The sequence below is a fragment of the Arthrobacter sp. NPDC080073 genome, from assembly GCF_040686575.1.
Lineage (GTDB): Bacteria > Actinomycetota > Actinomycetes > Actinomycetales > Micrococcaceae > Arthrobacter.
Genome location: NZ_JBFBKR010000013.1, coordinates 42,652 through 66,028, shown reverse-complemented (window position 1 = coordinate 66,028; position 23,377 = coordinate 42,652). Strand labels below are relative to the sequence as shown.

Here is a 23,377-nt window from a genome sequence, read left to right as displayed (position 1 = left end):
TCATTGTGAGTGCAGTTTCTTCGTCCCAGAATTTCAATCACGGTTTTCCCACGCCCGGTCCCCAGGATCCCTCGCCCCAGAAGGTCATGGATCATGTTTTCTTCCTCTCCGAGGGGGAATGGAAAAAAGTCCGCGAAGAAGAACAATTCGACCACATCGTCATCGGCAGCGGTTTCTGCGCCTACGCCTTTGCTGAACGGACACTGACGGTCAACCCGCATGCACGGATCCTGATCATTGAACGGGGTCCGTTTTTCTTGCCACAGCATTTCCAAAACCTGCCACTGCCCTACAAGGAGACCCTGGGAGGCCTCTCCGAGACCTTTCCCTGGACCTTGGCCGCTGCCACGGCCACCCAGCCGCCGGGCAGGACCTCCTGGCAGCACGGCATGGTCCCTTTCTATGGCGGACGCAGCATCATGTGGAGCGCGTGGTGCCCCCGCCCCGAGGAGGATGAGATGCGGGGCTGGCCACGGGCGGTGATGGACGCTGCCAAGTCGCACTTCACGTCGGCGGAAGACCTGCTCAACGTGGTTTCGGCGGACCAGATCGACGCCGCACGGTCGGCCGACGTCGTCGATCTCATCAACGACACCCGGCCCGTCTACGGAATCATGCAGAAGGCCCTCCAGGAACGGCTTGAGGCGGGCCTGCACAAGATCGATTCCGCCACCCGCAGCATGCCGGCCCCGCTCGCCGCGGCAACCGGCGCGACGTCGGGCGTGGACTTCGCGAAGTTCTCGACGCCGGCAGTCCTCCTGGAACTAACGGACAAACAAGCGGCACTTGAAGCCCAAGGCAAGGGCGCCGCTCTTCGCATGGTCACGGACTGCACCGTGCTGAGCGTGCTCCAGCAGGACGGACGGGCCACGGCGTTGAACACAAACCGCGGCGTGGTGAACATCGGCAATGCCAACCTGGTACTGGCCATGGGCACACTTCCGCCGGCAACCCTGGTCCTGAATTCCTTCCCGCAGGTACAAGGTGCAGGCGGGCATTTCAGCGCCCACTTCATCACCTCTGTGGTGGCCCGGGTACCTCGCAAGGATTTTGACTTCAGCGAACAACTCGGCGAGCTCGAGTTGGCGGCCATCTATTTGGCGGGCAAGAGCACGGCCGGCATGCAGTACCACGTGCAGCTTTCGGTCCTCTCGGACCGTTGCCCGGACAAGAACGCCCAGAAGTCCGAACGCTACGCCCCCGACGTCGTCGCCACGGCTTCGCTCGCCCAGCTGCGGTCCTCGGAGGACTACTTGGTGTTCGTCTGTGCCGTCCTCGGCGAACTGGACGAAAGCAACCCGGAGAACCATTTGCGCCTGTCCGGCGGGGCCGACCCGACCTGCAACGTCACCTTGCAGGTGCTGGCCAACGCCACCGACGACGACACGTGGGACACCATGGACGAAGGCACCTTCCAGATGCTGGAGCGGGTACTGTCCCCGGCCGGCGCGGAGCGCGTCGAGTACTGGCACGGAGATCCCGATTCCGGAACCTGGCGTGCCGCGCGTCCGGCCATCCCGGAGCGCCGCGTACCGGGCTTGGTCCACGAAAGCTCGAGCCTGCCTATCGGCGAAGAGGAGGACGCCGTCGTCGGGATCGACTATCGCCTCAACGGCGTGGAGAACGTCTTCGTCACCGGCGGCAGTCTCTGGCCCACGGGTGGTTCCTGGAACCCGACCATGACGATGGTGGCCCTGGCTCAGGACCTCGCCGAAAGACTGGAGGCCGACGGCGGAGCGGCGGCAGCGCCATGACCGTCGCCCCGGCGCTGACCCGGCGCTCCTTCCCACAATTCCGCCCATGAGCGTCGCCGATGTGCTGGACCGGCAGGATGGCGTGTACTGGGTGGTGAAGGACGCGAATTCGGTCTTTCTGTGGGTCAACCAGAACTTCGCGGACCTGGTGGGCATGCGCAAGTCGGAGCTGATCGGACACCAGGACTCGCGCGCGGAACACGTTGCCCACGACAAGGAAGTGATAGCGAGCGGAAAGCCGCTGCTCAACTTCCACGAAACCATCGCCGTCCCCAGCAAGGAGGGCGGCATGGTGAATGTGGACATCGTGACCCAAAAAGGGTTGTTGCGTGCCCTGGGCAGCAAGGAGATCATCGGGATCACAGTCTGCTTCTCATTGAAGGATCCGGTCACATGACTGCCGCCGCAGAGGACTGGATCAAACGGCTGGACATGTCCCCCGCTATCGTGGGCGGCTGGTTCGCACCCGCTCTGGTCAGCAACGAGGACATAGCCGGTTCGGCGCTGCCTCCGCGCTTCGGCGTCGACCATCCGCTCTACAGCTCCAACTGGTACCTGCTTCAGTCCGGGGAGTTTCTCCAGTTGCACGCCCTCAAGCAGGATGAACTGTGGTTCTTCCACGTGGGGACACCCATCAGGCTGCATACCTTCTCCCGGGAGCTTGGATATCAGGACTTTGGCTATTCCGAGGCCGTATTGGGGGCGGATCCGGAGGCAGGCGAAACGTTGCAGGCAGTTGCGCTGAACTCCACCTGGTTCGGTGCCGAGTTGGCCGGTCCGGGGTTCGCCTTGGTCAGCTGCAGCCTCTCACCGGGATACGAGAGATCGGACTCCGCGAAACCGACGGCACGCGACATCGAATCGCTCGTTTTGAGGTTCCCCGGGCATGCCGAGCTGATCCTGCGCCTCGCGGCCGTATAGCGCGGCCGGATGGCCGGATGGCCGGATGGCCGGATAAAAACGTCTGGTGCGCCGGTTCTGGGGCCGGCGCACCAGGCTTCTTTCAGGACCCGATCGGAGAAAGTGCCCGCACCAGACCGAAGAGGTCCTTGGGGTCATCAGGGTTCGCGACCAAGTCGATCTCCTCGAAGAATTCTGAGCCCTCAACGGCATCGCGGAGGTAACGCAAGGCGGAAAAGTCCTCGATCGCAAAGCCAACGGAATCAAATATGGTGATCTGGTCCCTGGAGGTCCGGCCCGGAGCGCGCCCGCCAAGGACCTGCCAGAATTCCGTGACCGGGAAATCGGCGGACATCTGCTGGATCTCGCCTTCAATCCGCGTCTGTGGATCAAATTCCACAAAGACATCGCCGAGGCGCAGGATGGCAGAGTCGAGTTCGGTCTTCCCTGGGCAATCGCCACCGATCGCGTTGATGTGGACACCGGGCGAAACCTGGTCTGCCGTCAGGATAGTGGCGTTGGCTTTGTCCGCTGTGCACGTGGTGATGACGTCGGCGCCCTCCACCGCGTCAGCCGCCGAGCCTGCGATGGTGACGTCGAGGCCCAGCGGAGCCATGTTCCGGACGAATTTCTCCATCGCCGCCGGATCCGTGTCCCAGATCCTGACACTGTTGATACCCAGGGACGCCCGGAAGGCCAGGGCCTGAAACTCCGATTGGGTTCCGGTTCCGATCATCGCCATGACGCAGGCATCGGGGCGCGCGAGTTTCTTCGCGACCATACCGGACGTGGCCGCCGTTCGCAGCGCTGTCAGCACTGTCATTTCTGCGAGGAACGTCGGATAGCCGTTGTGGACGTCGGACAGGACGCCGAAAGCCGTCACGGTCTGGAAGCCACGCGCTGGATTCGAAGGGTGTCCATTTACATACTTGAAGCCGTATGTTTCCTGGTCGCTGGTGGGCATCAGCTCGATGACCCCGAATGGGGTGTGACTTGCCACCCGCGGAGTCTTGTCAAAAGACTCCCACCGCCGGAAGTCGTCTTCCAAGTACTGGATCATCCCCGAGATGATGGTCTCCGGACCCCGCCCGGCCGTCCAGCGAACCATATTGCGGACATCGACAAAGCGCGTCATGTGCGCTCCTTTCCCTCATAAGCACTGTTGCTACGAGGCTACGGAGCGGCGATATGCATCCACAATTGCCAAAGTATGTACTTTTCATTGAAAATCTGTACAAAACGACGAAAGGGTTTGTACATAATGATCATTCGGCGCGCGTCCTATGCGGGCACTACCGCAGAACGGAGCTGAGCAACAGGCTCGTCTCGCTATTGACGATCCCCTCGATGCCGCGGATCCTCCCGAGTACCTGGTCAAAATCGCTGAGGCTTTCCGTGCGTAGCTCGGCCACGAGGTCCCATCCGCCGTTGGTGGTGTGCAACGCCCAGATCTCCGGGAATCCCCGAAGCTGGCGAATGACCTTGTCGGCCGATCGTCCCTCCACGGCAATGAGCGCGATAGCTCTAATAGCAAGTGGATCGACCTCATCGCGCACCCTCGCCGTGAAACCAACGATGGTTCCGGTGGAGACAAGACGCTCGAGCCGGCTATTCACGGTTGCCCTGGCGACGCCCAGCTTGCGCGCGAGGCTCGCCACGGACGCCCTGCCGTCCTCCCGGAGGGCGGAGAGGAGCTGACGGTCAAGGTCGGTAAGTGCTGCCATAAAGATAAACGTATCGCCCATTCCCCAAGCGGGCCTGAGTCCGTAGGGTATCGACATGAGCATCTACATCAGCCCCGACTCTGCTGCGTGGTCGCTGACGGCCATGGCGACTGGTGCGTCAGCGGGATCAATCGATGATGCGAACGGTATGTCCAACCTGGTGAAGGAAATCTACGAGACAGAAGGTTTCGAAGCCCTGTCAGGAGTGGTTTTTGCCTTGGCTCATCACAACAGTCTCTCGCTGCATGCGCTCGCCACGGCCACCGGGATATCCGTACACGAGTTGCTGGAAATCCGGAAGCATCAAGGGTCGACTTTTCATCACTCCCCCACAGGAGCAGCGTCGCGGTTTGACGCCATTCCTCCCCGGATACAGGCGAGCCTGGAACCGCTGCCCGATGATACCGAGGCCTAGAGCTACCGGTTCCCAGCCTTGGCAAGCCTGACTGCCGCCCGGTTACGGAACATGACGACGGCCGGTGATGCAGGCCGCCGTCGCGGATGTTATTTTCTTCTTGAGTAATGAGCACCAGCGCAAAGCCCTGACTTGCTGGTCGGCAACCCTCTCTCCGGCGGGGTGCCTCAGGTGACTACTCGGCGTATCGACACTTTCGAACTGCAAGCGTGACTGAGGAGCACCAATGCCTGAACCCACCGAAGAAAAACTCTCCTACCGTCTCATCACGGGCCCTGACACCAAGGAATTCTGCGAGCGGATCTCTACCGCCCTCGCGGAGGGATACGTGCTGCACGGGAGCCCGGCCGCGACGTTCAACGGCAGTGACGTGATTGTGGCGCAGGCCATCGTCCTCCCCGCGGCGATCGCCAGCGCGGACGCAGCTGTTGCCAATGCCGTGGATCAGCTTGACGAAGAGTTCGACGGCGAGGGCCACGCATGAGCTACGCAGGCGACCTCAGCCCGCACGACGCCTGGGCCAAACTGGAGCAGGGCGCCATCCTGGTGGACGTCCGTACCGAAGCCGAGTGGGCACACATTGGCATCCCGGACACCAAAGCCACCGAAAACGATCCCCTGTTCATCCAGTGGAACCTTGCCGGCGGGATCCCCAACACGCGTTTCATCGAACAGCTGACGCAGCAGGCTCCGGAAGCAGATGGCACCGAGCTGGTCTTCCTCTGCCGCTCCGGCCAGCGTTCCATCGCTGCCGCCATCGCCGCAACGCAGGCTGGCTACACCTCGTACAACGTCCTTGAGGGCTTTGAGGGCGAGCCGGACCGCTACGGTGAGCGAACCGTGAACGGCTGGAAAAACCGTGGACTTCCGACGAACCTGGGGAACATCTAAGTGACTTTCAATCCTGACGCCGCCGGCTGGAGCCCTGACACCCAGGCCGTCCGCGGCGGTCTTGACCGCACCAACTTCCAGGAAACGTCCGAGGCCGTCTTCCTGAACTCAGGGTTCGTCTACGAATCCGCCGCAGCCGCGGAGCGCGCGTTCACAGGCGAGGACGAACGCTTTGTCTACTCCCGTTACGGCAACCCCTCCGTGGCCACCTTCCAGGAGCGGCTCCGCCTGCTCGAAGGCACCGAGGCGTGCTTCGCGACGGCGTCGGGCATGTCCGCTGTCTTCACCGCCCTCGGTGCGTTGCTGGCTGCCGGCGACCGCGTGGTTGCCGCCCGCTCGCTCTTCGGTTCCTGTTTCGTGATCCTCAACGAGATCCTGCCGCGCTGGGGCGTCGAGACCGTCTTCGTCGACGGGCCGGACCTGGACCAATGGCGTGCCGCGTTGTCCGAGCCCACAACGGCAGTGTTCTTCGAGTCGCCGTCGAACCCCATGCAGGAAATCGTGGACATCGCCGCGGTGAGCGAGCTCGCGCACGCGGCCGGTGCCACCGTCGTCGTCGACAACGTCTTTGCCACTCCCCTGCTGCAGCGCTGCGGCGATCTCGGCGCAGACGTGATCGTCTACTCAGGCACCAAGCACATCGACGGCCAAGGCCGGGTCCTGGGCGGAGCGATCCTGGGCACCAAGGAGTTCATCGACGGTCCCGTCAAGCAGCTCATGCGGCACACCGGGCCCTCGCTTTCCGCGTTCAACGCCTGGGTCCTGACCAAGGGCCTGGAGACCATGGCACTGCGCGTCAATCACTCCTCGGCGTCTGCGTTGCGGATCGCCGAATGGCTTGAAGAACAGCCGGCCATCAGTTGGGTCAAGTACCCGCTGCTGACCTCGCACCCGCAGTACGAGCTCGCCGCGAAGCAAATGAAGGCCGGCGGAACCGTGCTCACCTTCGAGTTGCTCCCCTCTGCGGGGCGATCGGCGAAAGAGGCGGCCTTCGCACTGCTTGACGGGCTCGCCGTCATCGACATCTCGAACAATCTGGGCGACTCCAAGTCCCTCATCACCCACCCTGCCACCACGACGCACCGCGCCATGGGCCCGGAAGGCCGGGCGGCGATCGGCCTGAGCGACGGTGTCGTGCGGCTTTCGGTGGGGCTGGAGGATGTGGACGACCTCATCGGGGACCTGGAGCGGGCCCTCAAGCAGGTCTAGCAGGCACCTGGTTAACCCGGCGCTTCGCGCCAGTCCTGGCGCACCCACGTAAGGACGGGCTGCGGTTTGGTGTCGCTCTCGTCCTTCTCGGAGCGCATCGTGATCTGAACGGCGTGCTCGACGACGGCGGCCAGCCCGGCGGCGTCGGGCGTGCCCCCGTTGCTCTCGCTCCAGCGCTCGGCAACACCACGCTGTTCGATGGCGCCGTTGCCGCGGCCCAGGATGGCCGCCACGCCGGCTTGGACCAAGTCGAATTCGCCCTGTTCGGCGAGCACAGGTTCCAGATACTCCACCAACGACCAGACGACGTCCGCGGCGGGCTCCGGGCGGAAGGTTCCAAAGTCCAACAGCTCGGTGCGGAGTCCGAAGTTGCTTGCCTGCCAGGACGCCATCCGCAAAAGCGCCGTGGGCACGGCGGCCGGCTCTATTCCGGCGTGGTACTCACGAACGGACGTCTCAACCAGGGCCCTGACGAGCACCGCGATGAGGGCCGCATCCTCGGCCCTCAGGCAGACATCGGCCACCCGAACCTCCACGGTCGGCACGTGCCGGGACAGCCTGGCGTCAAAGTAAACCATCCCCTCGTCCAGCAACACTCCCGTTTCGATGAGCCTCCTGACAACCCGCCGGTACGCAGCCAAGGAACCGAAGATGGCCGACGGCCCCGACGAAGGCCAGCGGTTCCACGCCTGCGTCCGGTAGCTCTCAAAGCCGGTAGCGAGCCCTCGCCAGTACGGTGAATTGGCGCTGATGGCCGTGAAGACAGCGAGCTTGTCCCGGATGCGGTCCAGGACCATCACGCCTTCCTCGGGGGACTCGATCGAAGTGTGTACATGGTATCCGCACGTGAGCTGTTCGTGCGCCGTGATGCCGAAGCGCTCCAGCATGATGGCATACCGGGGATCCGGAGTGGTGTGCAAAGCGGCGTCCACGGGCGAGGTGGCCAACGCTGCGATCCTTGCGCCGTGGCGCCGAGCGGCATGGCTCGCGAGGCCCCGCCCCCTGCGGATCTGGTGCAGGAGCTCGGCGTAAGTGCGGCATGGCCGGGTCTGGGTTTCGATTTGCTCAAGCTTAAGCTCGTGGCTCAGGCCGGTATCAGGGCCGTCGATCTCCTCAGTGGTAGGACCGGCGTCGGAGCCATCCTGGGCGGGGCTGTCTTGGGCCGGGCCGTCCTGGGCCGGGCTGCCTTGGGCGGGGCCGTCTTGGGCGGGGCCTGAGAGGAGCGCGTCGGCAAGCGCGAGCGGCTCGCCGGTCACGGGATCGACGATCAGCAATTCCTCTTCCACACCAAATGTGCGCACGGATCAATTGTGCGCCATGGCAGCCTCGCCAAGACAGAGCGGGATTTCGCGGCCCGCCCGAAGGATTCTGCTGTATCACTCCTGCCCGGCGGATGATATGCCCCCATTTTCCGGGGATTAGCGGAAGCCACCCCGGGGTAATCCAGCAGAATGTCGGCCAGCTCATCCACATACGGCACATTCCTTGGGACGTCAGCCCCTGCGTCGCCCTCCCGTCAGCGGACACGGAATACCTCACGGCAATCCTCAACAACGGGCATGTCACGTGCGCGAGTGCAGCTTTACGCTACGGCCTGTGGATCAAAGACAAGCCCATGCGCTTGCATCTGGCTACGCGGCACTGCCGGGGCAACGGTTTCGTCAGGCACGGCGGGCTTCGCCTCTCTCCGGAGAATGCCGTCCCCCTGGCATCCGTAGAAGACACCGTCATTCACGCTCTGACCTGTTTGCCGGACGTGGATGCTATTTCCATTGCACAGTCGGCCATGCGGCAGTTCGGCATCCCGCAGGCCATGCTCGAAAGTGAGATCTCTGCCGACTACTACGGAAACGCCAGAAGGCTGTTGGCAAAGGCAGACGGACTGTCCGAATCCGTACCCGAAATCAGCGCCCGCCTGCTGTTCGAATCAGAAGGCCTGCCATTCCGCCGCCAAGTCCATATCCGCGGTGTCGGACGGGTCGACTTTTTGATTGGCAGGCGGTTGATCGTTGAAGTCAATGGCTATGCCTTCCACAGCTCCCGGGAGGCATGGAGGAAAGACATGGCACGACTGAACGCTGCCCAGGTACGTGGCTTTGACGTCCTGAGCTTCGCCCCCGAGAAGATCTGGAACAACCCGGAGCAGGTGATGGAGGAAATCCGTGCCGTCCTGGCCCTGTACAGCGTACGGAAGTGACCGCAACGGCGGATTCTGCTGGATCACCGCCTCCGGTGGAACGGACAACCCAGAGTTTCCGCGCCTGGGAGGAAGCACGCTCTGGGTGATCCAGCAGAATGTTCCGTTCGCAACGCGAAGTCCGAGTCCCGCCCCGAAATCCGACCTAGTCAGTCCTGGAAGTACTCGATCTTGGCGCCAATGGTGTTGAGGCGCTCGGCCAGGTCCTCGTATCCGCGCTCAATCACGTAGATGTTGCGTAACTCTGACGTGCCACGGGCCGCCAGCATGGCCAAGAGCAGGCACGCTGCGGGTCGGAGTGCCGGAGGGCATCCGACTTCCGCGCCGCGCCATTTGGTGGGGCCATTGACGTAGATGCGGTGCGGATCGAGCAGTTGCACCTGGGCGCCAAGCTTGTTGAGCTCGGTCAAGTAGATCGCCCGGTTCTCGTAGACCCAGTCGTGGATCATGGTCTGGCCCTCGGCGTTGCCGGCGATGACCGCGAAGAACGGCAAGTTGTCGATGTTCAACCCGGGGAACGGCATCGGATGGATCTTGTCCTCCGGGGCACGCAACCGTGATGGCTTGGTGGTGACATCCACCAGGCGCGTCCGTCCGTTGCGGGCAAAGTACTCGCCGGAGATGTCGAGCTGCTGGCCCATCTGCTCAAGTGTGGCCAGTTCGATCTCCATGAATTCGATGGGGACCCGGCAGACGGTCACCTCCGAGTTGGTCACGATGCCCGCGGTGATGAGGCTCATGGCCTCGATCGGGTCTTCGGACGGGAAGTACTCAATGTCGACGTCGATCGCCGGGCGGCCAGTGATCTTCAGGGTGGTTGTCCCGATGCCGTCGATCACGACACCGAGCCCCTGCAGGTAGAAACAGAGGTCCTGCACCATGTAATTGGGGCTGGCATTGCGGATCACGGTGGTACCGCTGCGGTGCGCGGCGGCCATGATGGCGTTCTCCGTCACGGTGTCACCGCGCTCCGTGAGGACAAAGGTGCGGTGGTCGGCGTCGGCCGGCGGGGCCTGCACGGAATAGAAGCCGGACTTGGCCTCCACCGAGAGTCCGAACTGCCGCAACGCCTGCATGTGCGGTTCCACGGTTCGAGTCCCAAGATCGCAACCGCCGGCGTAGGGCAGCTGATACGAGGCCGCTTCATCGAGGAGGGGGCCCAGCAGCATGATGACGCTGCGGGTGCGGCGAGCAGCCTCCACGTCCATGGAGGCGAGGTCAAGGGTTTCCGGGCGACGGATGCGCAGGTCGTTGCCGTTCAGCCAGGTGCACTCGACACCGATGGAGGTCAAAACCTCGACGATCCGGTTGACTTCCTCGATCCGGGCCAGCCGGCGCAAGGTGGTGGTGCCGCGGTTGATGAGGCTCGCGCAAAGCAGAGCGACGCCGGCATTCTTGCTGCTGTTGACGTCCACGGAGCCGGAGAGCGTGCGTCCGCCCTCCACGCGCAGGTGGGTCATCTGCCGTTTGCCGACTTTGACGATGGTTCGCCCAAAGATCGACTCAAGGCGTTCGATCATGCGGAGGCTGAGATTCTGCTTGCCCTGTTCCATTCGGGCAATGGCGCTTTGGCTGGTGCCCAGTTCCGAGGCGAGCTGCCCCTGTGTCCAGCCCTTTTCACTACGGGCGTCGCGAAGAAGGAGACCTACATGTTCGGCAGTCGGTTGCGTCATAACCAAAAAATATCACAAATGGTCTATCGACCGAAGGTCTTGTATTGCAACACTCCAAATCTAGGGCATGATAGTCGTCTCGTGCGATATACACGTTGTCAAGGGTTGACAGCTGCCCCCGTAAGCAAGCTAGCCCTGCTTCAACCAGACGAAGTGCCAGGTACCTGCCCATTGAGCGGCCAGTACGGCCGCGGCTGCGATGAACAAACCGCCGGCCAGGACCCAAAGGTCCAGGCGGCTGTAGGTGGATTCGCGCGCCCAGGTCCGGCGTCCACCGCCGAAGCCGCGCGCTTCCATGGTCACAGCCAAGCGGGACGCCCGACGGATCGCCTGGACCAACAGCCCGAAGCTTTGGCCGAGCATGGCCTTGAAGCGTTGCGGCGGGCTCCCGTGCGAGCCGACACCCCGCGCGCGCCGTGCCATGCCGATGGTCTGCCACTCCTCCGCCATGAGCCCCACGAGCCTCAGCGCGGCCAAGGTGCCCAGGACAAAACGGTGCGGCAGTTTCGCCTTCTGCGCCAGGGCGTCGGCGAGGTCGGTGGGGTCGGTGCAGCTCATCAGGAGGATGGCCGGCAGTGCGATCGCCAAGCCGCGCAGCATGAACCCGAGTCCCAGCTGAAGCGAGCCTTCGCTGATCGACCAGATCCCGACGTCGAGCAGTATCCTGCCGCTGTCGGCCGACAGGATCGCGGTGCTCCAGCCGCCAAGCGCTGCCGCCATGATCAGGGGCCAGCCGCGCTGCCACAGCAAGCGCACGGTGAGCCCCGCTAGGGGGAACAGCGCCAGTTCGCCGAGGAGCGCCGTCGAGGCGGACACCAAGTCGATGGACAACGCCAACACCAAGGTGATCAGAAAGACAGAGACGAACTTGGCCAGCGGATTCGCGCGTGTCAGGAGGGCATTATTGCCGCGCAGGGTCAGGGCTTCCCTCATGCCGCACCCGCTTCCTGCCGGGCCCCGCCTTGGAACGCGGGCTCGAGCCGCATCTCGGTGCCGCCCAGGACAGCGCTGAATTCCTGGTCGTGGGTCACGGAAACCACGGACGTTCCGGCGTCGAGCAGTTCGGACAGGAACGACGCAAGCTCGGCCCAAGTGTTCGCGTCCTGGCCGAAAGTCGGTTCGTCCAGCACCAGGACGCGGGGGTGGGCAGCGAGCACCGTGGCCACGGACAGCCGCCGCTTTTCACCCCCGGAGAGCGTATAGGGATTGGCGTCCACGAGATGCCCCAGCCGCAACCGCTCCAGCAACTCGTCCACCCGATCCTCGCCGTGGCCAAGGTGCTTGGGGCCGAACATGAGCTCATCAAGCACGCGGCCGGTGACGAACTGGTGCTCGGGCTCTTGGAACACGGTCCCGATGCGGGAGATCAGCTGCTGGGCTTTCCACTTGAACGGATCGGTTCCGGCGCCGTCACTGAGCCCGACGGCGGCAGTCACCGTACCGGACACCGGCGCCAACAGGCCGGCTAGGGTCAAAGCGAAGGTCGACTTTCCGGCCCCGTTGGGGCCCGTGATGGTCAGCGCCTGCCCGGCGAAGACTTCGGCGTCGAGCCCGGCCTGCACGGGAAGGGGCGGGATGGTTTTGAACCCCCGGCGCCGCGGCCGTTCGCGTGATACCGCGAGCTCCTGGGTGGCGAGCAGCAGCTCTCCCGCGCTCCCCGCCCCGGAGCCTGCGGTTGTTCCGGAGCCTGCGGCTCTTCCCGAACCGGCTGCTGTTCCGGAACGTGGCCGGGTGGCCGGAACGTACCCGGGCACCCAGACGCCCGCAGCAGTGAGCATGTCCCTTGCTTGCGCCAGAACGGTGTCCGGATCGCCGTCCAGGAGCATGCCCGGCGTGGACGCTCCCTCGGAGGACGAGCTGCCCGGCTGGAGGACCACGATCCGGTCCACGAGGTCTTTCCAGACCGAGACCCGGTGCTCCACCACCACCAACGTGGCGCCTGTCTTGTCCAGGCAACGGCCCACGGCATCGCGGACTTCCAGCACGCCGGCCGGGTCCAGGTTGGCGGTCGGCTCGTCCAGGAGGATCAGGCCAGGGCGCATCGCCAGGATTCCGGCCAGGGCAAGGCGCTGTTTCTGTCCGCCCGAGAGGGCCGACGTCGGGTGGTCGGGCGCAAAGTTGCCGCTGGCACTATTCCGCAGCCCGACGTCGTCGAGCGCTTCATGGACCCGCTTCCAGATCTCTTCCCGCGGCACGCAAAGGTTCTCGGCGCCGAACGCGACGTCGTCGCCCAGCCGGGAAAGCACCACCTGGGTTTCGGGATCCTGCTGCATGAGTCCGGCACGGCCCCGCCGGGCCTTCGGCGAAACGCCGTCCACCAGCAACGAGCCGGTCTCATCGGCGTCGTCACCTTCCTCGCCCAGCACGCCCGCGAGGGCATGCAGGAGCGTCGACTTGCCTGCGCCCGAGGGGCCAAGCAGGAGCACGCGCTCGCCTGGGCGGATGTCCAGGTCCAAGGCGTGGATGGCCTGCGTGGTGCGGCCAGCGTGCCGCCAGCCCCACCCTTGCGCGGAAATGGCGGCAGGTCGCACCACAGCGGAGGTGCCGGAATCAGGACTGGGCATCAGGAAAAGACAGGCTCCGAGGCGGCCTTGCGGGACGCGAACGCGCTCAGGACACCGGTCTTGGCCAGGCCGCGGGTCGCGATCCAGGCCAGGGCACCGGCGATGACGGCACCGGAGATCGTGCAGAACACGATGTACGCGAGCTTGTCGCCGGGTTCGTAGGCGATGTTCCAGCCCCACGGCAGGAAGGAGTCGTTCAGACCGCAGAAGAGGCCCGCACCGGCACCGGCCAGCAGCGACACCGGTAGGTTGAACTTCTTGTACATGAAGGCTAGGAAGATGAGTTCCGCGCCGAGACCCTGGAGCAGGCCCGAGATCAGGACCGTGGTGCCGTACTGCGAACCCATGATGAGTTCACTGGTGGCGGCAACGGTCTCGCAGAAAATCGCCGCACCGGGCTTGCGGACAATGAGCATGCCCAGCACTGCCGGAATCATCCAACCGCCGGCGATCAGGCCGCTCAGCGGAGGGTAGCCCGCGGACATAGGCGTGGCAACCAGAGCCATCTGGTCCCACGCCCAGAAGATCACGCCACCGGCGATCGAGATCAGTGCCGCCACGACGATGTCCACGACGCGCCAATTGTAACCAGGCTTGGTGAGGCCCGGCCTTGCAGAAATACCAGTCATTTTGTCCTCCTGAGGAACAGGAGGGGAAAGTGTTTCCGGTTGCCTGCGGGCGGTTTCCGCCACGCCGGTCCGGACACTATGAGAACTCGACTCCCTTGCGCCGGTACTAGCCGGATCAGGTTCGAGGGTCTGCGGCTGTCCGCACTCTCAGCGCCCGTCCTCCGTGCCGCATTGCTGCGGGCCCGACGGCGGCGCTCCCCTGTCGTTATCAATCCACCCTTTTGGGCGTGGTTCAGTTTACACCTTGACGGGGTTGCGGGCGCTGTGCCGGAACGAGTAACGACGGATTCTGCTGGATCACTCGCCGGGTGGGCGCAGGCCGGCCCGGAATGGCGCGGGCGGCCGCAGAAACTGGGAGAATGATCCAGCAGAATGTGACGCAGCGCGGGCAAAGGAGCGGTCTTGGCAGTCATTAGCGAAGTGAACAGCACCACGGTGGCCGAACCAAGGCTCGCCGCGAGCGTGATCCTGGTCCGCGAGACCCCCGGCCACGCAGTTTCGGCAGGCCCGGAGATACCCGCGGATGCCGGGCGCGTGCTGGAAGTGTTCGTCCAGCACCGGGTGACCACGATGGATTTCGCCGCCGGCATGGTCGTCTTTCCCGGGGGACGAGTGGACCAGGCGGACAGCTCCGGCTGGGACTTCGCGGACGACGTGGCCGAGCGGCACGCCTCGGCATGGCACCGGAGCAGCATAGCCGTCGAGCCTTCTACCGCCCGGTTCAACGCCGGCCGGGTGCTGGCGGCCGCGCAGCGCGAGGTGTTTGAAGAGGCCGGGCTGAAGCTCGACGCCGGCACCCTCCGCCCGTGGGCCAACTGGGTCACCCCGGCAGACCAACCCAAGCGCTTCGACACGTACTTCTACCTTGCCTGCCCGCTTTCCGGTGCCGGCCCAAAGCACCAAACCACGGAAGCGTCATCGTCCTTGTGGATGCCGGTCCGCGGAATCCTGGACGCCGAAGCCACCGGAACCCTCAAACTTATGCCGCCCACGCTGGCGTTGCTGGATGAGCTCCTCGCCCTCGGCACGGTGGAAGCGATACTGGCGGAGGACCGTGACATCGTGCCCGTCCGCCCGAAGCCAGGAGCCCTGGAGGAGTTCTTCCGGCTGAGGCGCCAAGCGCCATCCGTTGCTCCGGAACTGCCCTGAAGTGGGGTTAGGCTGGGGACAGTCCTGTTTCGTCCCGCAAGGAGTCCCGGAATGAACCTCCTCATCAAACTGTTCGGCACTGGCGTGAGCATCGGTGCAGGCTTTGTCGGCACCAAGCTCGTCAATGCGTTGTGGGAAAAGTCCACAGGCAAGAAGCCTCCCAAGGGTCACGATGACATGGAGGCAAGCCTGCGCTCGGCTCTGACCTTCGCCCTGATTTCGGCGACTGTCAGCGCCGTCATCCAGGTTTTCGCGAGCCGCAGTACCCAGCGCGCCATCTCGCGCTTCTCGAAGACGCAGGACATCGTCTAGGACTCTTCTTGAGCCTCCTCCGCGGCCCGTTGACCGGCAGCCCGCAGCACCACGGCCTCGAGTTCGTCGATGCTGAGCAACTCGGGGTGGAGGTGCTTGGTGCGGTAGCCAGCGCGGCCCACCATGTGTGCGGACACGGGCACTGTCAGCAATTGGAAAATCCAGGCGACGGCAAGGATCGGCCATACCCACCATTCGCGCATCTGCAGCCCGATGGCCGCCAAGACGAGGAACAACCCCAGCACTTGCGGCTTGGTAGCTGCGTGCATGCGGCTCATCAGGTCCGGGAAACGCAACAGCCCGATTGCTGCCCCCAATGACATCAGCGCTCCCGCTATCAGCAGGACCGCAGTAACGGCATCGATGACGCCATCAACTCCCGTGGCATTAGGAGTCATTGACCTGTCCTCTCCGATCGGCCACGAAGCGGGCCACCGTCACCGAGCCAACGAACCCGATCAGCGTCAGTGCGACGAGCAGCACGAGGTTGTTGAGGTGCCTGTTGACCGCCATGTCGATGGCCAACGCGGCGCCCAGTATGGCGAGCAGCACGTCTGAGGCGAGCACTCGGTCCAGCAAGGAAGGCCCGACGGCGATCCTGTAGATCGCGCCTGCCGCCGCGAGGCTGAGAATCACCGCCGTAACGATGAGCACGATGTCTTTCACGAACCAGCTCCCCTCGTTGCAGGCCTGCCTTCGGCCTGGAGTGCGTCCATTTCCGCGCGGGTACCCATGATCCGGATCAGCGAGGCCTCCGTATCCTGGACTTCCTTGCGCAGCTTGGCGGTGTCCGCATCGTTGCGGACATTGAGCCCGTGGATGTAGAGCGTGGACGTGGAACGGTCCACCTCCACCACCAAAGAACCCGGAATCAGCGAAATCACGTGCCCGGTGGCGGTCACCATGAGGTCGGAACGGCTACGCAGGGGAACCGCGACCACGGCGTTGGTTACCGAAGGCCCTCGGAAGACCGCCAAGTACATGACCTGGAAGCTCGCGGCCACCACTTTGCCAAGGAACACCACGGCGAAGGGAATGGCGCGCAGCACGTTGAATCGTCCGCTGAGCTCTACGGGAGGCAAGTAGAAGATCCTGGCTACCACCACCGCGATCAGCGCACCGAACACCAGGTTGCCCGGGCTGAAATCCCGCCAGAGCGCACCCCAGACAACCACCAGCCAGACGAGCAGGGGCAACTCGGTGCGGAACGAAATCCGCTTGCGGCTCACTTGCCGCCTCCCTGCACAGGAGTCGGCGCGCCCGGCGAAGCCCCGGCGGGCGCGTCACCTTGCGGTGCAGCGATCTGCGGAACCTTGGCGCTCCCGCCGAGCACGGAATGGATGTAGGCCGTGCGGTCCAGCATCTGTTCCGCGGAGTTCCCGGCCAATTGGAACAGCGGACCGGCGAAGACGGTCAGCGCCACGCCGAAGACCACCAGTGCGGCCGTCGGCCCTACCATCGTCCGCGGAAGCAGGCCGATGGCTGCCGTGTCCTTGAGGGCCGCGGCCGGGTACTCGGCGTCTTCGGGCTTCCGCCAGAATGCGCGGTTCCAGACGCGGGCAATTGCCAGCAAGGTCAAGAGGCTGGTGACAACGCCGCCCACCACCAAGGTAATGGCCAGCGGTGTCCCGAGGGCAATGCCAGCCTGCAGGAGTCCGAGCTTCCCCAGGAACCCGGAGAAAGGCGGGATTCCGGCAAGGTTCATCGCCGGAATGAAGAACAAAAGCGCGAGAAGCGGAGACAGCTTCGCAAGCCCGCCCAGCCTGTCCATGGAGGAGCTGCCACCGCGGCGCTCGATCAAGCCAGTGACGAGGAACAGGCTCGTTTGGACCGTGATGTGGTGGGCCACATAGAAGACGGCGGCCGCGAGCCCGGCAACCGACGACATGGCCAGCCCGAACACCATGTAGCCGATGTGGCTGACCAAGGTGAAGGAGAGTAATCGTTTGATGTCGCTCTGGGCTATGGCGCCGAGAATGCCCACCAGCATAGTCAGGAGCGCCACCACCATGAGCGGGGCATTCAAGGTGTCGCCCGGGAAGAGCAGGGTCTCCGTGCGGACCATGGCGTAGACGCCCACCTTGGTGAGCAGGCCGGCGAAGACGGCGGTGACCGGTGCTGGCGCGGTCGGGTACGAGTCGGGCAGCCAGAAGGACAGCGGGAACACGGCAGCCTTTATGCCGAAGGCCACCAGCAGCATGACATGGAGCAGGTTCCTGGTGCCCGGGTCCAGTCCGCCCAGCTTGATCGCGAGATCGGCCATGGTGATGGTCCCGGTGGCTCCGTAGATCATCGCGATGGCGATCAGGAACAACACTGAAGAGACGACGGAAACCACCACGTACGTCACTCCGGCGCGGATGCGCGGGCCGGTGCCGCCGAGCGTCATGAGCACGTAGCTCGCCGTCAGCAGGATCTCGAAGCCCACGTACAGGTTGAAGAGATCACCTGTGAGGAAGGCGTTCGAGACGCCGGCCACCAGGATCAGGTAGGTCGGGTGGAAGATCGACACGGGTGCCTCGCGGTCGCCGTCGGCCATGCCCTGGCCGGTGGCATAGATGAGCACCGCGAGGCTGATGACGGAAGAGACCACCAACATGAGCGAGGAGAACTGGTCTACCACCATCACCACCCCGAACGGCGGCTGCCAGCCACCCAGGGTGACCGATGCGGTGCCCGTGGTCCATACCGAGGCAAGGAGCCAGAATTCCAGGAGCAGGGTAAGGGACAACAAACCGATGCTGACCGCGCGTTGGGCCAGCGGGTTCCTGTTCAAGGCGAACGTCAGTGCGGCACCGAGGATGGGAAGTACGACGGCGAGCGGCGCCAGGCTGGCGATGTTCACAGGAGCCCCCCTTCCTTGGCTGCTTCGGTGACTGCCGTGACCGGGAATTCGGACGTTTCCTCGGGAACCACGGAATCGTCTTCGGCGTCAAAGCTGGGCGTCTTCGCGACCCGGCGGTCCTCGGCGTCGTCCTGGATGTCGTCTTGGCGTGCCAACGCCCAGGTCCGGTAGATGATGCCGAGCATGAATGCCGTCACCGCGAAGGAAATCACGATCGACGTCAGGATCAAGGCTTGCGGCAAAGGATCGTTGTAGTCCCGCGGATCCGTCGATTTGCTGAAGAGCGGGGCAAGTCCGGCATATCCTCCCGTGGCGAGGATCAGCAGGTTGGTCGCGTTGGCAAGGAGCATGAGCCCCAGGAGGACGCGGGTCAGGCTGCGTTCCAGGATCAAATAGATGCCACAGGCGTAGAGCACTCCCATGACGATCAACAAGGTCAAGTTGACGCTCATGGGGTCCCCTTCCCGGGCGACGCGATTGCCGACGTCGAAGTGGTTGCCGACGTCGAACTGGCGGTGGGTGCTTCGGCGCGGGTGTCCCGTGAAGCCCTGGTGTCTCCGCTGGCGGTCTCTTCGAAGTGTTCGTCGATCTCGGCTCCCAAGCTGCGCAGCACGTCCAGGGCCAGGCCCACGACCACGAGGTACACGCCGATGTCGAAGATCGTGGAGGTCACGAACTTGATGTCACCGAACAGTGGTAGCCAGAACTCGATGATGGCGCTCTGGAACACCTGGCCGCCCAGGAGGAGCGGCACGAAGCCTGCTGCGGCCGCCGTCGCAAGACCGGTTCCCAGCAGCATGCCGGCACTGATCGGTGCGGCTTCCCGCAACTCGAACCGTCCGCCGGCGAGGTAGCGGATGGTCAGGGCGAGTCCGGCCGTGAGTCCGCCGGCGAAGCCGCCCCCCGGAAGGTTGTGTCCGGCCAGCAGGAGGTACACGGAGAAGACGATCATCGAGTGGAAAATCAGCCGCGTGACCACTTCGAAGATGATGGAACGCCGTTCCGGTGCCAGGGTTCGGCCGGCCACCAGCCAGGGGTCGGCCAGGGAACCGGCGAACTTGCGCACGAGTGCCAGCGAAGCGTCCTCGCGCGAACTGCCCCCGGTGCCGGCGCGCCTTCCCACCGTGCCTTCGGGAATCGTGGCGGCCTTGTTGAGGCGCTCACCCCTGCTGCGGACAAAGATCAAGCTCGCGACGCCGGTAGCGGCGACTGCCAGCACCGAGATCTCACCGAAGGTGTCCCACGCCCGGATGTCCACCAGCGTCACGTTGACCACGTTGAGTCCGCCGCCGCCTTCGTAGGCCAGCCGGGGGAAGGAGAGCGAGACGGGCTCGGCAATGCGGGCGCCCATCGCGTAGATCGCCACGAAGATCATGGTGACCGCGAACGCCACGCCGATAATGACGCGAACCACCCGGTATTTGCCGCCGGTGCGGTCCCGGAGCTCCGGAGGGAGGCTGCGCATCGCGAGCACGAAGGCCACCAGGATGATGGTCTCCACCAGCATTTGCGTCAAGGCGAGGTCCGGTGCTCCCTGCAATGCGAACATGAGCGCGATGCCGTAGCCGGTGACGGACACCATCAGCACGGCGAGGAAGCGCTTGTTGGCGCGAACGGCGGCGAGCGCGCCAACAACGATTCCTGCCGCGGCGATGAGCTGGAGCGGGGAATTCGGGTCGATCAGAAAGAGACCGCCCGGGAGTGGCTTGTTGGCCGCGATGAGGGCCGTGAGCGGGAGGGCGAACGCCACGGTGAGGATGACCGCAAGGTAGAAGTAGAGGGAACCGCGTTGAGTGCGCCCGGTGACCCACACGGCGACGTCGTCCAACGCCCCGATGGTGCGCTGGTAGGCGCGATCGCCGTCCACCCAGTCCGGGACGCGGCTTTGCGCCCGCGACACGAAGTTACGGGCATAGAACATCACGACGCCGGCCGCGAACGTCACTGCGGTCAGTCCCAAGGCGGGAGTCAGTCCGTGCCACAGCGCAAGGTGGCTGGCACTGGCCGGGTTTGTTCCGGCGTCGGGCGTTATAAAGAGCGCCGCATACGGCTGGATCCAGCCGTCAACGGGATCCGGCCACAGGCCGTACACAATGGTGAGGAGGCTCAGGATGGCGGGCGCCGCCAGGAACGATGGCTGGATGGCCTTGAACGGCGTCCGGTCCACGCCTGGCTTGGTGGCGAAAGCGCCCCACATGAAGCGGGCGCTGTAAGCGAACGTGAGGATGGACCCCAGGACCAGGCCGACGAGGAGGATCATTCCCCAGGGCTGGTAAGCAGTGCCAGTGCCGTAGTGGACGAACGCTTCGAACACGGATTCCTTGGCCACGAACCCTGCCAGTGGCGGTATGCCGGCCATGGAAGCGGCGGCAATGCCCGCCACGATGGCGAGCGCCCGGGAGGACTTGTACACCCCCGAGAGTTTGCGGATATCGCGCGTGCCGGATTGGTGGTCGATGATGCCCACCACGAGGAAAAGCGAAGCTTTGAAGAGTCCGTGAGCCAGGAGAAGCGCGAGCCCGGCCAGTGCGGCGTCGGGCCGGCCGAGGCCCACCACCATGGTGAGGAACCCGAGCTGGCTGACGGTTCCATAAGCCAGGATCAGCTTGACGTCGGTCTGGCGAAGCGCGCGGTAGCCGCCCACCAGCATCGTCGCCAGGCCAAGCCCGAGCACCAGCGGCAACCAGTAGGGGCTTTCGCTGAACCCCGGAGCCATGCGCGCGACGATGTAGATACCGGCCTTCACCATGGCCGCCGCATGCAGGTAGGCGCTCACCGGGGTGGGTGCGGCCATGGCACCCGGGAGCCAGAAGTGGAAAGGGACCAGCGCCGATTTGGTAACCGCACCTACCAGGATGAGTACGATGGCGGCAGCGACCGCCCCTTGCGCGGGTCCCGTGACGAGGATGGCCGCTTGAGTCATGATCGCCGAAATACGGTATGTGCCGGCGGCCTGGCCCAGAATGATGAGGCCGACGAGCATGGCCAGCCCACCGGCAGTGGTGACCATGAGGGCTTGCAAAGCCGAGCGCCGCGCGGAAAGGCGGGTGCGCGCATAGCCGATCAGCAGGTAGGACAGGACGGTGGTGAGTTCCCAGAAGATGAACATCATCAGGAGGTCGTCCGCCATCACCAGGCCGAACATTGCCCCGGCGAAGGCAAGAAGTTGGGCCCCGAACCCGCCGAGGTCGGCATCCTTGTTCTTGAAGTACCGCGCGCAATAGACCAGGACCAACGCGCCGACCCCCAGGACCAGCAAGGACATCACCCACGCCAGGACATCCATCCGGAAGGCGAATTCGAGCTTGAGGTTCGGGATCCACGGGAGGGTCTCTTCGATGAAGCCGCCGGTGGGGTCCCCGGGGCCCGGAAGGCTCTGGCCGGGATAGATCCGGTCGTACTGAAGGAGCAGCCAGATAAAGGCGGCAGCGGGAACCGCTGCGAGGACGTAGAAGGCGTTCCGCTGAAGTTTCCGGAAGATCCAGGGCGCCACAGTTGCCGCTGCAAAGGTCACGGCAAGAACTGTGATCACTGGAATCTCCGCAAAGTCAGGAATAAGTTGTCAAAAGTTGGAGCAGGCGGTCAAACGTTGGGTTCGGTGCAGGTAGTTTATCAACCATGAACATGGCAACTGCGCCTGAGGCCCCGCACCCGGCATCCGAGCTTGCTTCAGGGCCCGCCCTGTCGAACAAGGGCCAGATCCTTGCGTGGGCATCCTGGGACTGGGGTTCCGCGGCGTTCAATGCCGTCATGACCACTTTCGTGTTCACGGTCTACCTGACATCCAAGGCGTTTGGCGGGGAAGACTCCGCGTCGGCGGCGTTGGGTGCCGCTTTGGCGATTGCCGGCGTCGCGATTGCCCTCCTGGCGCCCGTCACCGGCCAGCGCTCCGACTCCGGCGGACGCCGAAAGCTGTGGCTCGGCGTCAACACGGCACTCGTGGCCGTCCTCACAGGCTTGTGCTTCTTCGTATTCCCCAAGCCCGAGTTCCTGCTTCTGGGCGTCTCGTTGGTTGCGCTCGGCAATGTGTTCTTCGAGTTCGCCGGGGTCAATTACAACGCCATGCTGGCCCAGATCTCCACCCCAGCCAATATCGGCAAAGTGAGCGGATTCGGCTGGGGAATGGGATACCTGGGCGGAATTGTCGCGCTGCTCGTGGTGCTGCAGCTTTTCGTCCAGCCTTCTTTTGAGTGGTTCGGGGCATCCACCCAGGACAGCCTGAATATCAGGCTCGTGGCTGTCTTCTCGGCGCTCTGGTTCTTCATCTTCGCGCTACCGGTCCTCTTCGCCGTTCCGGAACTCTCAGTCAAGAAACCGGAATCCCGGCTCGGGTTCCTGGCCTCCTATGGTTTGCTTGTCCGCCGGATCAGGGCCATCTATCGAACGAGCCCGCACACGATCTACTTCCTGCTCGCGAGCGCGATCTTCCGGGACGGCCTCGCGGCGGTCTTCACCTTTGGCGGAGTCATTGCTGCCGGAACCTTTGGCTTCGAGCTCAAACAAGTCATCTTCTTCGCCATTTTCGGCAACGTGGTGGCCGCCGTCGGAGCCATGATCGGCGGATCCCTGGACGACAGGATCGGACCGAAGGCCGTCATCGTCATCTCCCTTCTAGGACTCCTGGTAGCGGGAACGGCGATCCTGGCGCTCGGCAATGGCGACTACGTGTTCTTCGGAGCCCACTGGGCAGGCAGCACCACTTTCTGGGTGTTCGGGCTCTTCCTCTGCCTCTTCGTGGGACCAGCCCAGGCTTCCTCCCGCGCCTACCTCGCGAGGCTGGCGCCGGACGGCGAATCAGGCGAACTGTTCGGGCTCTACGCCACCACCGGCAGGGCGGTGAGCTTCCTGGCACCGGCGCTCTTTACCTTGTGCATCACCCTGGCGACCCCCTTCGTGGTCCCGGGCGGGGCCCAACGCTGGGGAATCCTGGGCATCATGGTGGTGCTCTTGGCCGGCCTGCTGGTGATCCTGCCCGTCAAATCACCCGACAAGACGGAAATCGCCACGGTTCCCGTTCGCTGAGCCAGCGTTCCCGTTCGCTGAGCCACCGTTCCCGTTCGCTGAGCCTGTGCTTTCGCCGAAACCCTTGATTTCTAATTGTTAGTAGAGTTTACT

The 23,377-nt window shown here is 64.2% G+C and carries 24 protein-coding genes and 2 riboswitches; of the genes, 11 read left to right on the top strand and 13 right to left on the bottom strand.

Annotation, left to right across the window (positions count from 1 at the left end):
* The first annotated feature begins 5 nt into the window (after window positions 1-5).
* The 3 genes from AB0O52_RS15335 to AB0O52_RS15325 are packed head-to-tail and all read left to right on the top strand — an operon-like array spanning window position 6 to window position 2,675.
* The gene (locus AB0O52_RS15335; RefSeq protein ID WP_364538975.1) at window positions 6-1,754 is read left to right on the top strand and encodes a GMC oxidoreductase; all 1,749 of its coding nucleotides are present in this window, start codon (window positions 6-8) and stop codon (window positions 1,752-1,754) included.
* A 46-nt stretch (window positions 1,755-1,800) separates the two neighbouring features.
* The gene (locus tag AB0O52_RS15330) at window positions 1,801-2,151 is read left to right on the top strand and encodes a PAS domain-containing protein (protein ID WP_364538973.1); all 351 of its coding nucleotides are present in this window, start codon (window positions 1,801-1,803) and stop codon (window positions 2,149-2,151) included.
* Window positions 2,148-2,675 (top strand): cupin domain-containing protein, encoded by a 528-nt coding sequence (locus tag AB0O52_RS15325; RefSeq protein WP_364538971.1) that lies wholly within the window; start codon window positions 2,148-2,150, stop codon window positions 2,673-2,675. Before AB0O52_RS15330 ends, AB0O52_RS15325 begins: the two co-directional genes overlap by 4 nt.
* Before the next feature lie 82 nt (window positions 2,676-2,757).
* On the opposite strand, the gene AB0O52_RS15320 is transcribed toward AB0O52_RS15325, so the two are convergent.
* Window positions 2,758-3,789, bottom strand: a complete 1,032-nt coding sequence (locus AB0O52_RS15320; RefSeq protein WP_364538969.1) for an ornithine cyclodeaminase — start codon at window positions 3,787-3,789, stop codon at window positions 2,758-2,760.
* Window positions 3,790-3,946: 157 nt separating this feature from the next.
* Window positions 3,947-4,378 carry an Lrp/AsnC family transcriptional regulator gene (locus AB0O52_RS15315; RefSeq protein WP_364538967.1) on the bottom strand — a complete coding sequence of 144 codons (432 nt, stop codon included), beginning with the start codon at window positions 4,376-4,378 and terminating at the stop codon, window positions 3,947-3,949.
* A gap of 55 nt (window positions 4,379-4,433) precedes the next feature.
* On the opposite strand from AB0O52_RS15315, the gene AB0O52_RS15310 reads away from it, so the two are divergent.
* From AB0O52_RS15310 to AB0O52_RS15295, 4 genes are all read left to right on the top strand, one after another.
* Window positions 4,434-4,793 carry a hypothetical protein gene (locus tag AB0O52_RS15310; RefSeq protein ID WP_364538965.1) on the top strand — a complete coding sequence of 120 codons (360 nt, stop codon included), beginning with the start codon at window positions 4,434-4,436 and terminating at the stop codon, window positions 4,791-4,793.
* 103 nt (window positions 4,794-4,896) lie between these two features.
* Window positions 4,897-5,009: riboswitch (SAM riboswitch) on the top strand.
* Window positions 5,010-5,019: 10 nt separating this feature from the next.
* The gene (locus AB0O52_RS15305; RefSeq protein WP_284983558.1) at window positions 5,020-5,277 is read left to right on the top strand and encodes a DUF1737 domain-containing protein; all 258 of its coding nucleotides are present in this window, start codon (window positions 5,020-5,022) and stop codon (window positions 5,275-5,277) included.
* Window positions 5,274-5,684 carry a rhodanese-like domain-containing protein gene (locus tag AB0O52_RS15300; protein WP_364538963.1) on the top strand — a complete coding sequence of 137 codons (411 nt, stop codon included), beginning with the start codon at window positions 5,274-5,276 and terminating at the stop codon, window positions 5,682-5,684. Before AB0O52_RS15305 ends, AB0O52_RS15300 begins: the two co-directional genes overlap by 4 nt.
* The gene (locus AB0O52_RS15295) at window positions 5,685-6,893 is read left to right on the top strand and encodes an O-succinylhomoserine sulfhydrylase (RefSeq protein WP_364538961.1); all 1,209 of its coding nucleotides are present in this window, start codon (window positions 5,685-5,687) and stop codon (window positions 6,891-6,893) included.
* A gap of 11 nt (window positions 6,894-6,904) precedes the next feature.
* Here AB0O52_RS15295 and AB0O52_RS15290 read toward each other — a convergent pair whose 3' ends face one another.
* The gene (locus tag AB0O52_RS15290; protein ID WP_364538959.1) at window positions 6,905-8,194 is read right to left on the bottom strand and encodes a glutamate--cysteine ligase; all 1,290 of its coding nucleotides are present in this window, start codon (window positions 8,192-8,194) and stop codon (window positions 6,905-6,907) included.
* A gap of 314 nt (window positions 8,195-8,508) precedes the next feature.
* Here AB0O52_RS15290 and AB0O52_RS15285 point away from each other — a divergent pair, with 314 nt between their 5' ends.
* Window positions 8,509-9,090 carry a DUF559 domain-containing protein gene (locus AB0O52_RS15285; protein WP_364538957.1) on the top strand — a complete coding sequence of 194 codons (582 nt, stop codon included), beginning with the start codon at window positions 8,509-8,511 and terminating at the stop codon, window positions 9,088-9,090.
* Window positions 9,091-9,239: 149 nt separating this feature from the next.
* Here AB0O52_RS15285 and AB0O52_RS15280 read toward each other — a convergent pair whose 3' ends face one another.
* The 4 genes from AB0O52_RS15280 to AB0O52_RS15265 form a co-directional block, all read right to left on the bottom strand.
* On the bottom strand, window positions 9,240-10,763 hold the full coding sequence (locus AB0O52_RS15280) for a UDP-N-acetylglucosamine 1-carboxyvinyltransferase (protein ID WP_364538955.1): 1,524 nt from the start codon (window positions 10,761-10,763) through the stop codon (window positions 9,240-9,242).
* A 129-nt stretch (window positions 10,764-10,892) separates the two neighbouring features.
* Window positions 10,893-11,696 (bottom strand): energy-coupling factor transporter transmembrane component T, encoded by an 804-nt coding sequence (locus AB0O52_RS15275; protein WP_364538953.1) that lies wholly within the window; start codon window positions 11,694-11,696, stop codon window positions 10,893-10,895.
* The gene (locus tag AB0O52_RS15270) at window positions 11,693-13,327 is read right to left on the bottom strand and encodes an ABC transporter ATP-binding protein (protein ID WP_364538951.1); all 1,635 of its coding nucleotides are present in this window, start codon (window positions 13,325-13,327) and stop codon (window positions 11,693-11,695) included. Before AB0O52_RS15270 ends, AB0O52_RS15275 begins: the two co-directional genes overlap by 4 nt.
* Window positions 13,327-13,956, bottom strand: a complete 630-nt coding sequence (locus AB0O52_RS15265) for an ECF transporter S component (RefSeq protein ID WP_364538949.1) — start codon at window positions 13,954-13,956, stop codon at window positions 13,327-13,329. Before AB0O52_RS15265 ends, AB0O52_RS15270 begins: the two co-directional genes overlap by 1 nt.
* Window positions 13,957-14,030: 74 nt before the next feature.
* Window positions 14,031-14,167: riboswitch (TPP riboswitch) on the bottom strand.
* 191 nt (window positions 14,168-14,358) lie between these two features.
* Between AB0O52_RS15265 and AB0O52_RS15260 the strand changes: the two genes are divergently transcribed.
* Together AB0O52_RS15260 and AB0O52_RS15255 are read left to right on the top strand one after the other, a co-directional pair.
* Complete coding sequence (locus tag AB0O52_RS15260; protein ID WP_364538947.1) at window positions 14,359-15,105, top strand: NUDIX domain-containing protein; 747 nt, start codon at window positions 14,359-14,361, stop codon at window positions 15,103-15,105.
* A gap of 51 nt (window positions 15,106-15,156) precedes the next feature.
* Window positions 15,157-15,417, top strand: coding sequence for a DUF4235 domain-containing protein (locus tag AB0O52_RS15255; protein WP_364538945.1), 261 nt, complete (start codon window positions 15,157-15,159; stop codon window positions 15,415-15,417).
* Here AB0O52_RS15255 and mnhG read toward each other — a convergent pair.
* Genes mnhG through AB0O52_RS15225 form a run of 6 tightly spaced genes read right to left on the bottom strand, consistent with a single transcriptional unit; the run spans window position 15,414 to window position 21,794 of the window.
* Window positions 15,414-15,815, bottom strand: a complete 402-nt coding sequence (mnhG, locus tag AB0O52_RS15250) for a monovalent cation/H(+) antiporter subunit G (RefSeq protein WP_364538943.1) — start codon at window positions 15,813-15,815, stop codon at window positions 15,414-15,416. The two genes, AB0O52_RS15255 and mnhG, sit on opposite strands and share 4 nt — an antisense overlap.
* The gene (locus tag AB0O52_RS15245) at window positions 15,805-16,083 is read right to left on the bottom strand and encodes a monovalent cation/H+ antiporter complex subunit F (protein ID WP_078107371.1); all 279 of its coding nucleotides are present in this window, start codon (window positions 16,081-16,083) and stop codon (window positions 15,805-15,807) included. Before AB0O52_RS15245 ends, mnhG begins: the two co-directional genes overlap by 11 nt.
* Complete coding sequence (locus tag AB0O52_RS15240) at window positions 16,080-16,646, bottom strand: Na+/H+ antiporter subunit E (protein WP_364538941.1); 567 nt, start codon at window positions 16,644-16,646, stop codon at window positions 16,080-16,082. The genes AB0O52_RS15245 and AB0O52_RS15240 overlap by 4 nt, the downstream gene beginning before the upstream one ends.
* On the bottom strand, window positions 16,643-18,262 hold the full coding sequence (locus AB0O52_RS15235; RefSeq protein WP_364538939.1) for a Na+/H+ antiporter subunit D: 1,620 nt from the start codon (window positions 18,260-18,262) through the stop codon (window positions 16,643-16,645). Before AB0O52_RS15235 ends, AB0O52_RS15240 begins: the two co-directional genes overlap by 4 nt.
* The gene (locus AB0O52_RS15230; RefSeq protein ID WP_364538937.1) at window positions 18,259-18,714 is read right to left on the bottom strand and encodes a Na(+)/H(+) antiporter subunit C; all 456 of its coding nucleotides are present in this window, start codon (window positions 18,712-18,714) and stop codon (window positions 18,259-18,261) included. Before AB0O52_RS15230 ends, AB0O52_RS15235 begins: the two co-directional genes overlap by 4 nt.
* Window positions 18,711-21,794, bottom strand: coding sequence for a Na+/H+ antiporter subunit A (locus AB0O52_RS15225; protein WP_364538935.1), 3,084 nt, complete (start codon window positions 21,792-21,794; stop codon window positions 18,711-18,713). The genes AB0O52_RS15230 and AB0O52_RS15225 overlap by 4 nt, the downstream gene beginning before the upstream one ends.
* Window positions 21,795-21,880: 86 nt before the next feature.
* On the opposite strand from AB0O52_RS15225, the gene AB0O52_RS15220 reads away from it, so the two are divergent.
* The gene (locus AB0O52_RS15220; protein WP_364538933.1) at window positions 21,881-23,284 is read left to right on the top strand and encodes an MFS transporter; all 1,404 of its coding nucleotides are present in this window, start codon (window positions 21,881-21,883) and stop codon (window positions 23,282-23,284) included.
* Window positions 23,285-23,377: the final 93 nt, after the last annotated feature.

Excerpts from the sequence above, each read along its gene's own strand:
- AB0O52_RS15300 (WP_364538963.1), top strand. The coding sequence starts at position 5,274 with ATGAGCTACGCAGGCGACCTCAGCCCGCACGACGCCTGGGCCAAACTG.
- AB0O52_RS15305 (WP_284983558.1), top strand. The coding sequence starts at position 5,020 with ATGCCTGAACCCACCGAAGAAAAACTCTCCTACCGTCTCATCACGGGC.
- AB0O52_RS15275 (WP_364538953.1), bottom strand. The coding sequence starts at position 11,696 with ATGAGGGAAGCCCTGACCCTGCGCGGCAATAATGCCCTCCTGACACGC.
- AB0O52_RS15315 (WP_364538967.1), bottom strand. The coding sequence starts at position 4,378 with ATGGCAGCACTTACCGACCTTGACCGTCAGCTCCTCTCCGCCCTCCGG.
- AB0O52_RS15220 (WP_364538933.1), top strand. The coding sequence starts at position 21,881 with ATGAACATGGCAACTGCGCCTGAGGCCCCGCACCCGGCATCCGAGCTT.
- AB0O52_RS15285 (WP_364538957.1), top strand. The coding sequence starts at position 8,509 with ATGCGCTTGCATCTGGCTACGCGGCACTGCCGGGGCAACGGTTTCGTC.
- AB0O52_RS15330 (WP_364538973.1), top strand. The coding sequence starts at position 1,801 with ATGAGCGTCGCCGATGTGCTGGACCGGCAGGATGGCGTGTACTGGGTG.
- AB0O52_RS15255 (WP_364538945.1), top strand. The coding sequence starts at position 15,157 with ATGAACCTCCTCATCAAACTGTTCGGCACTGGCGTGAGCATCGGTGCA.
- mnhG (WP_364538943.1), bottom strand. The coding sequence starts at position 15,815 with ATGACTCCTAATGCCACGGGAGTTGATGGCGTCATCGATGCCGTTACT.
- AB0O52_RS15280 (WP_364538955.1), bottom strand. The coding sequence starts at position 10,763 with ATGACGCAACCGACTGCCGAACATGTAGGTCTCCTTCTTCGCGACGCC.
- AB0O52_RS15320 (WP_364538969.1), bottom strand. The coding sequence starts at position 3,789 with ATGACGCGCTTTGTCGATGTCCGCAATATGGTTCGCTGGACGGCCGGG.
- AB0O52_RS15310 (WP_364538965.1), top strand. The coding sequence starts at position 4,434 with ATGAGCATCTACATCAGCCCCGACTCTGCTGCGTGGTCGCTGACGGCC.
- AB0O52_RS15325 (WP_364538971.1), top strand. The coding sequence starts at position 2,148 with ATGACTGCCGCCGCAGAGGACTGGATCAAACGGCTGGACATGTCCCCC.
- AB0O52_RS15265 (WP_364538949.1), bottom strand. The coding sequence starts at position 13,956 with ATGACTGGTATTTCTGCAAGGCCGGGCCTCACCAAGCCTGGTTACAAT.
- AB0O52_RS15230 (WP_364538937.1), bottom strand. The coding sequence starts at position 18,714 with ATGAGCGTCAACTTGACCTTGTTGATCGTCATGGGAGTGCTCTACGCC.
- AB0O52_RS15270 (WP_364538951.1), bottom strand. The coding sequence starts at position 13,327 with ATGCCCAGTCCTGATTCCGGCACCTCCGCTGTGGTGCGACCTGCCGCC.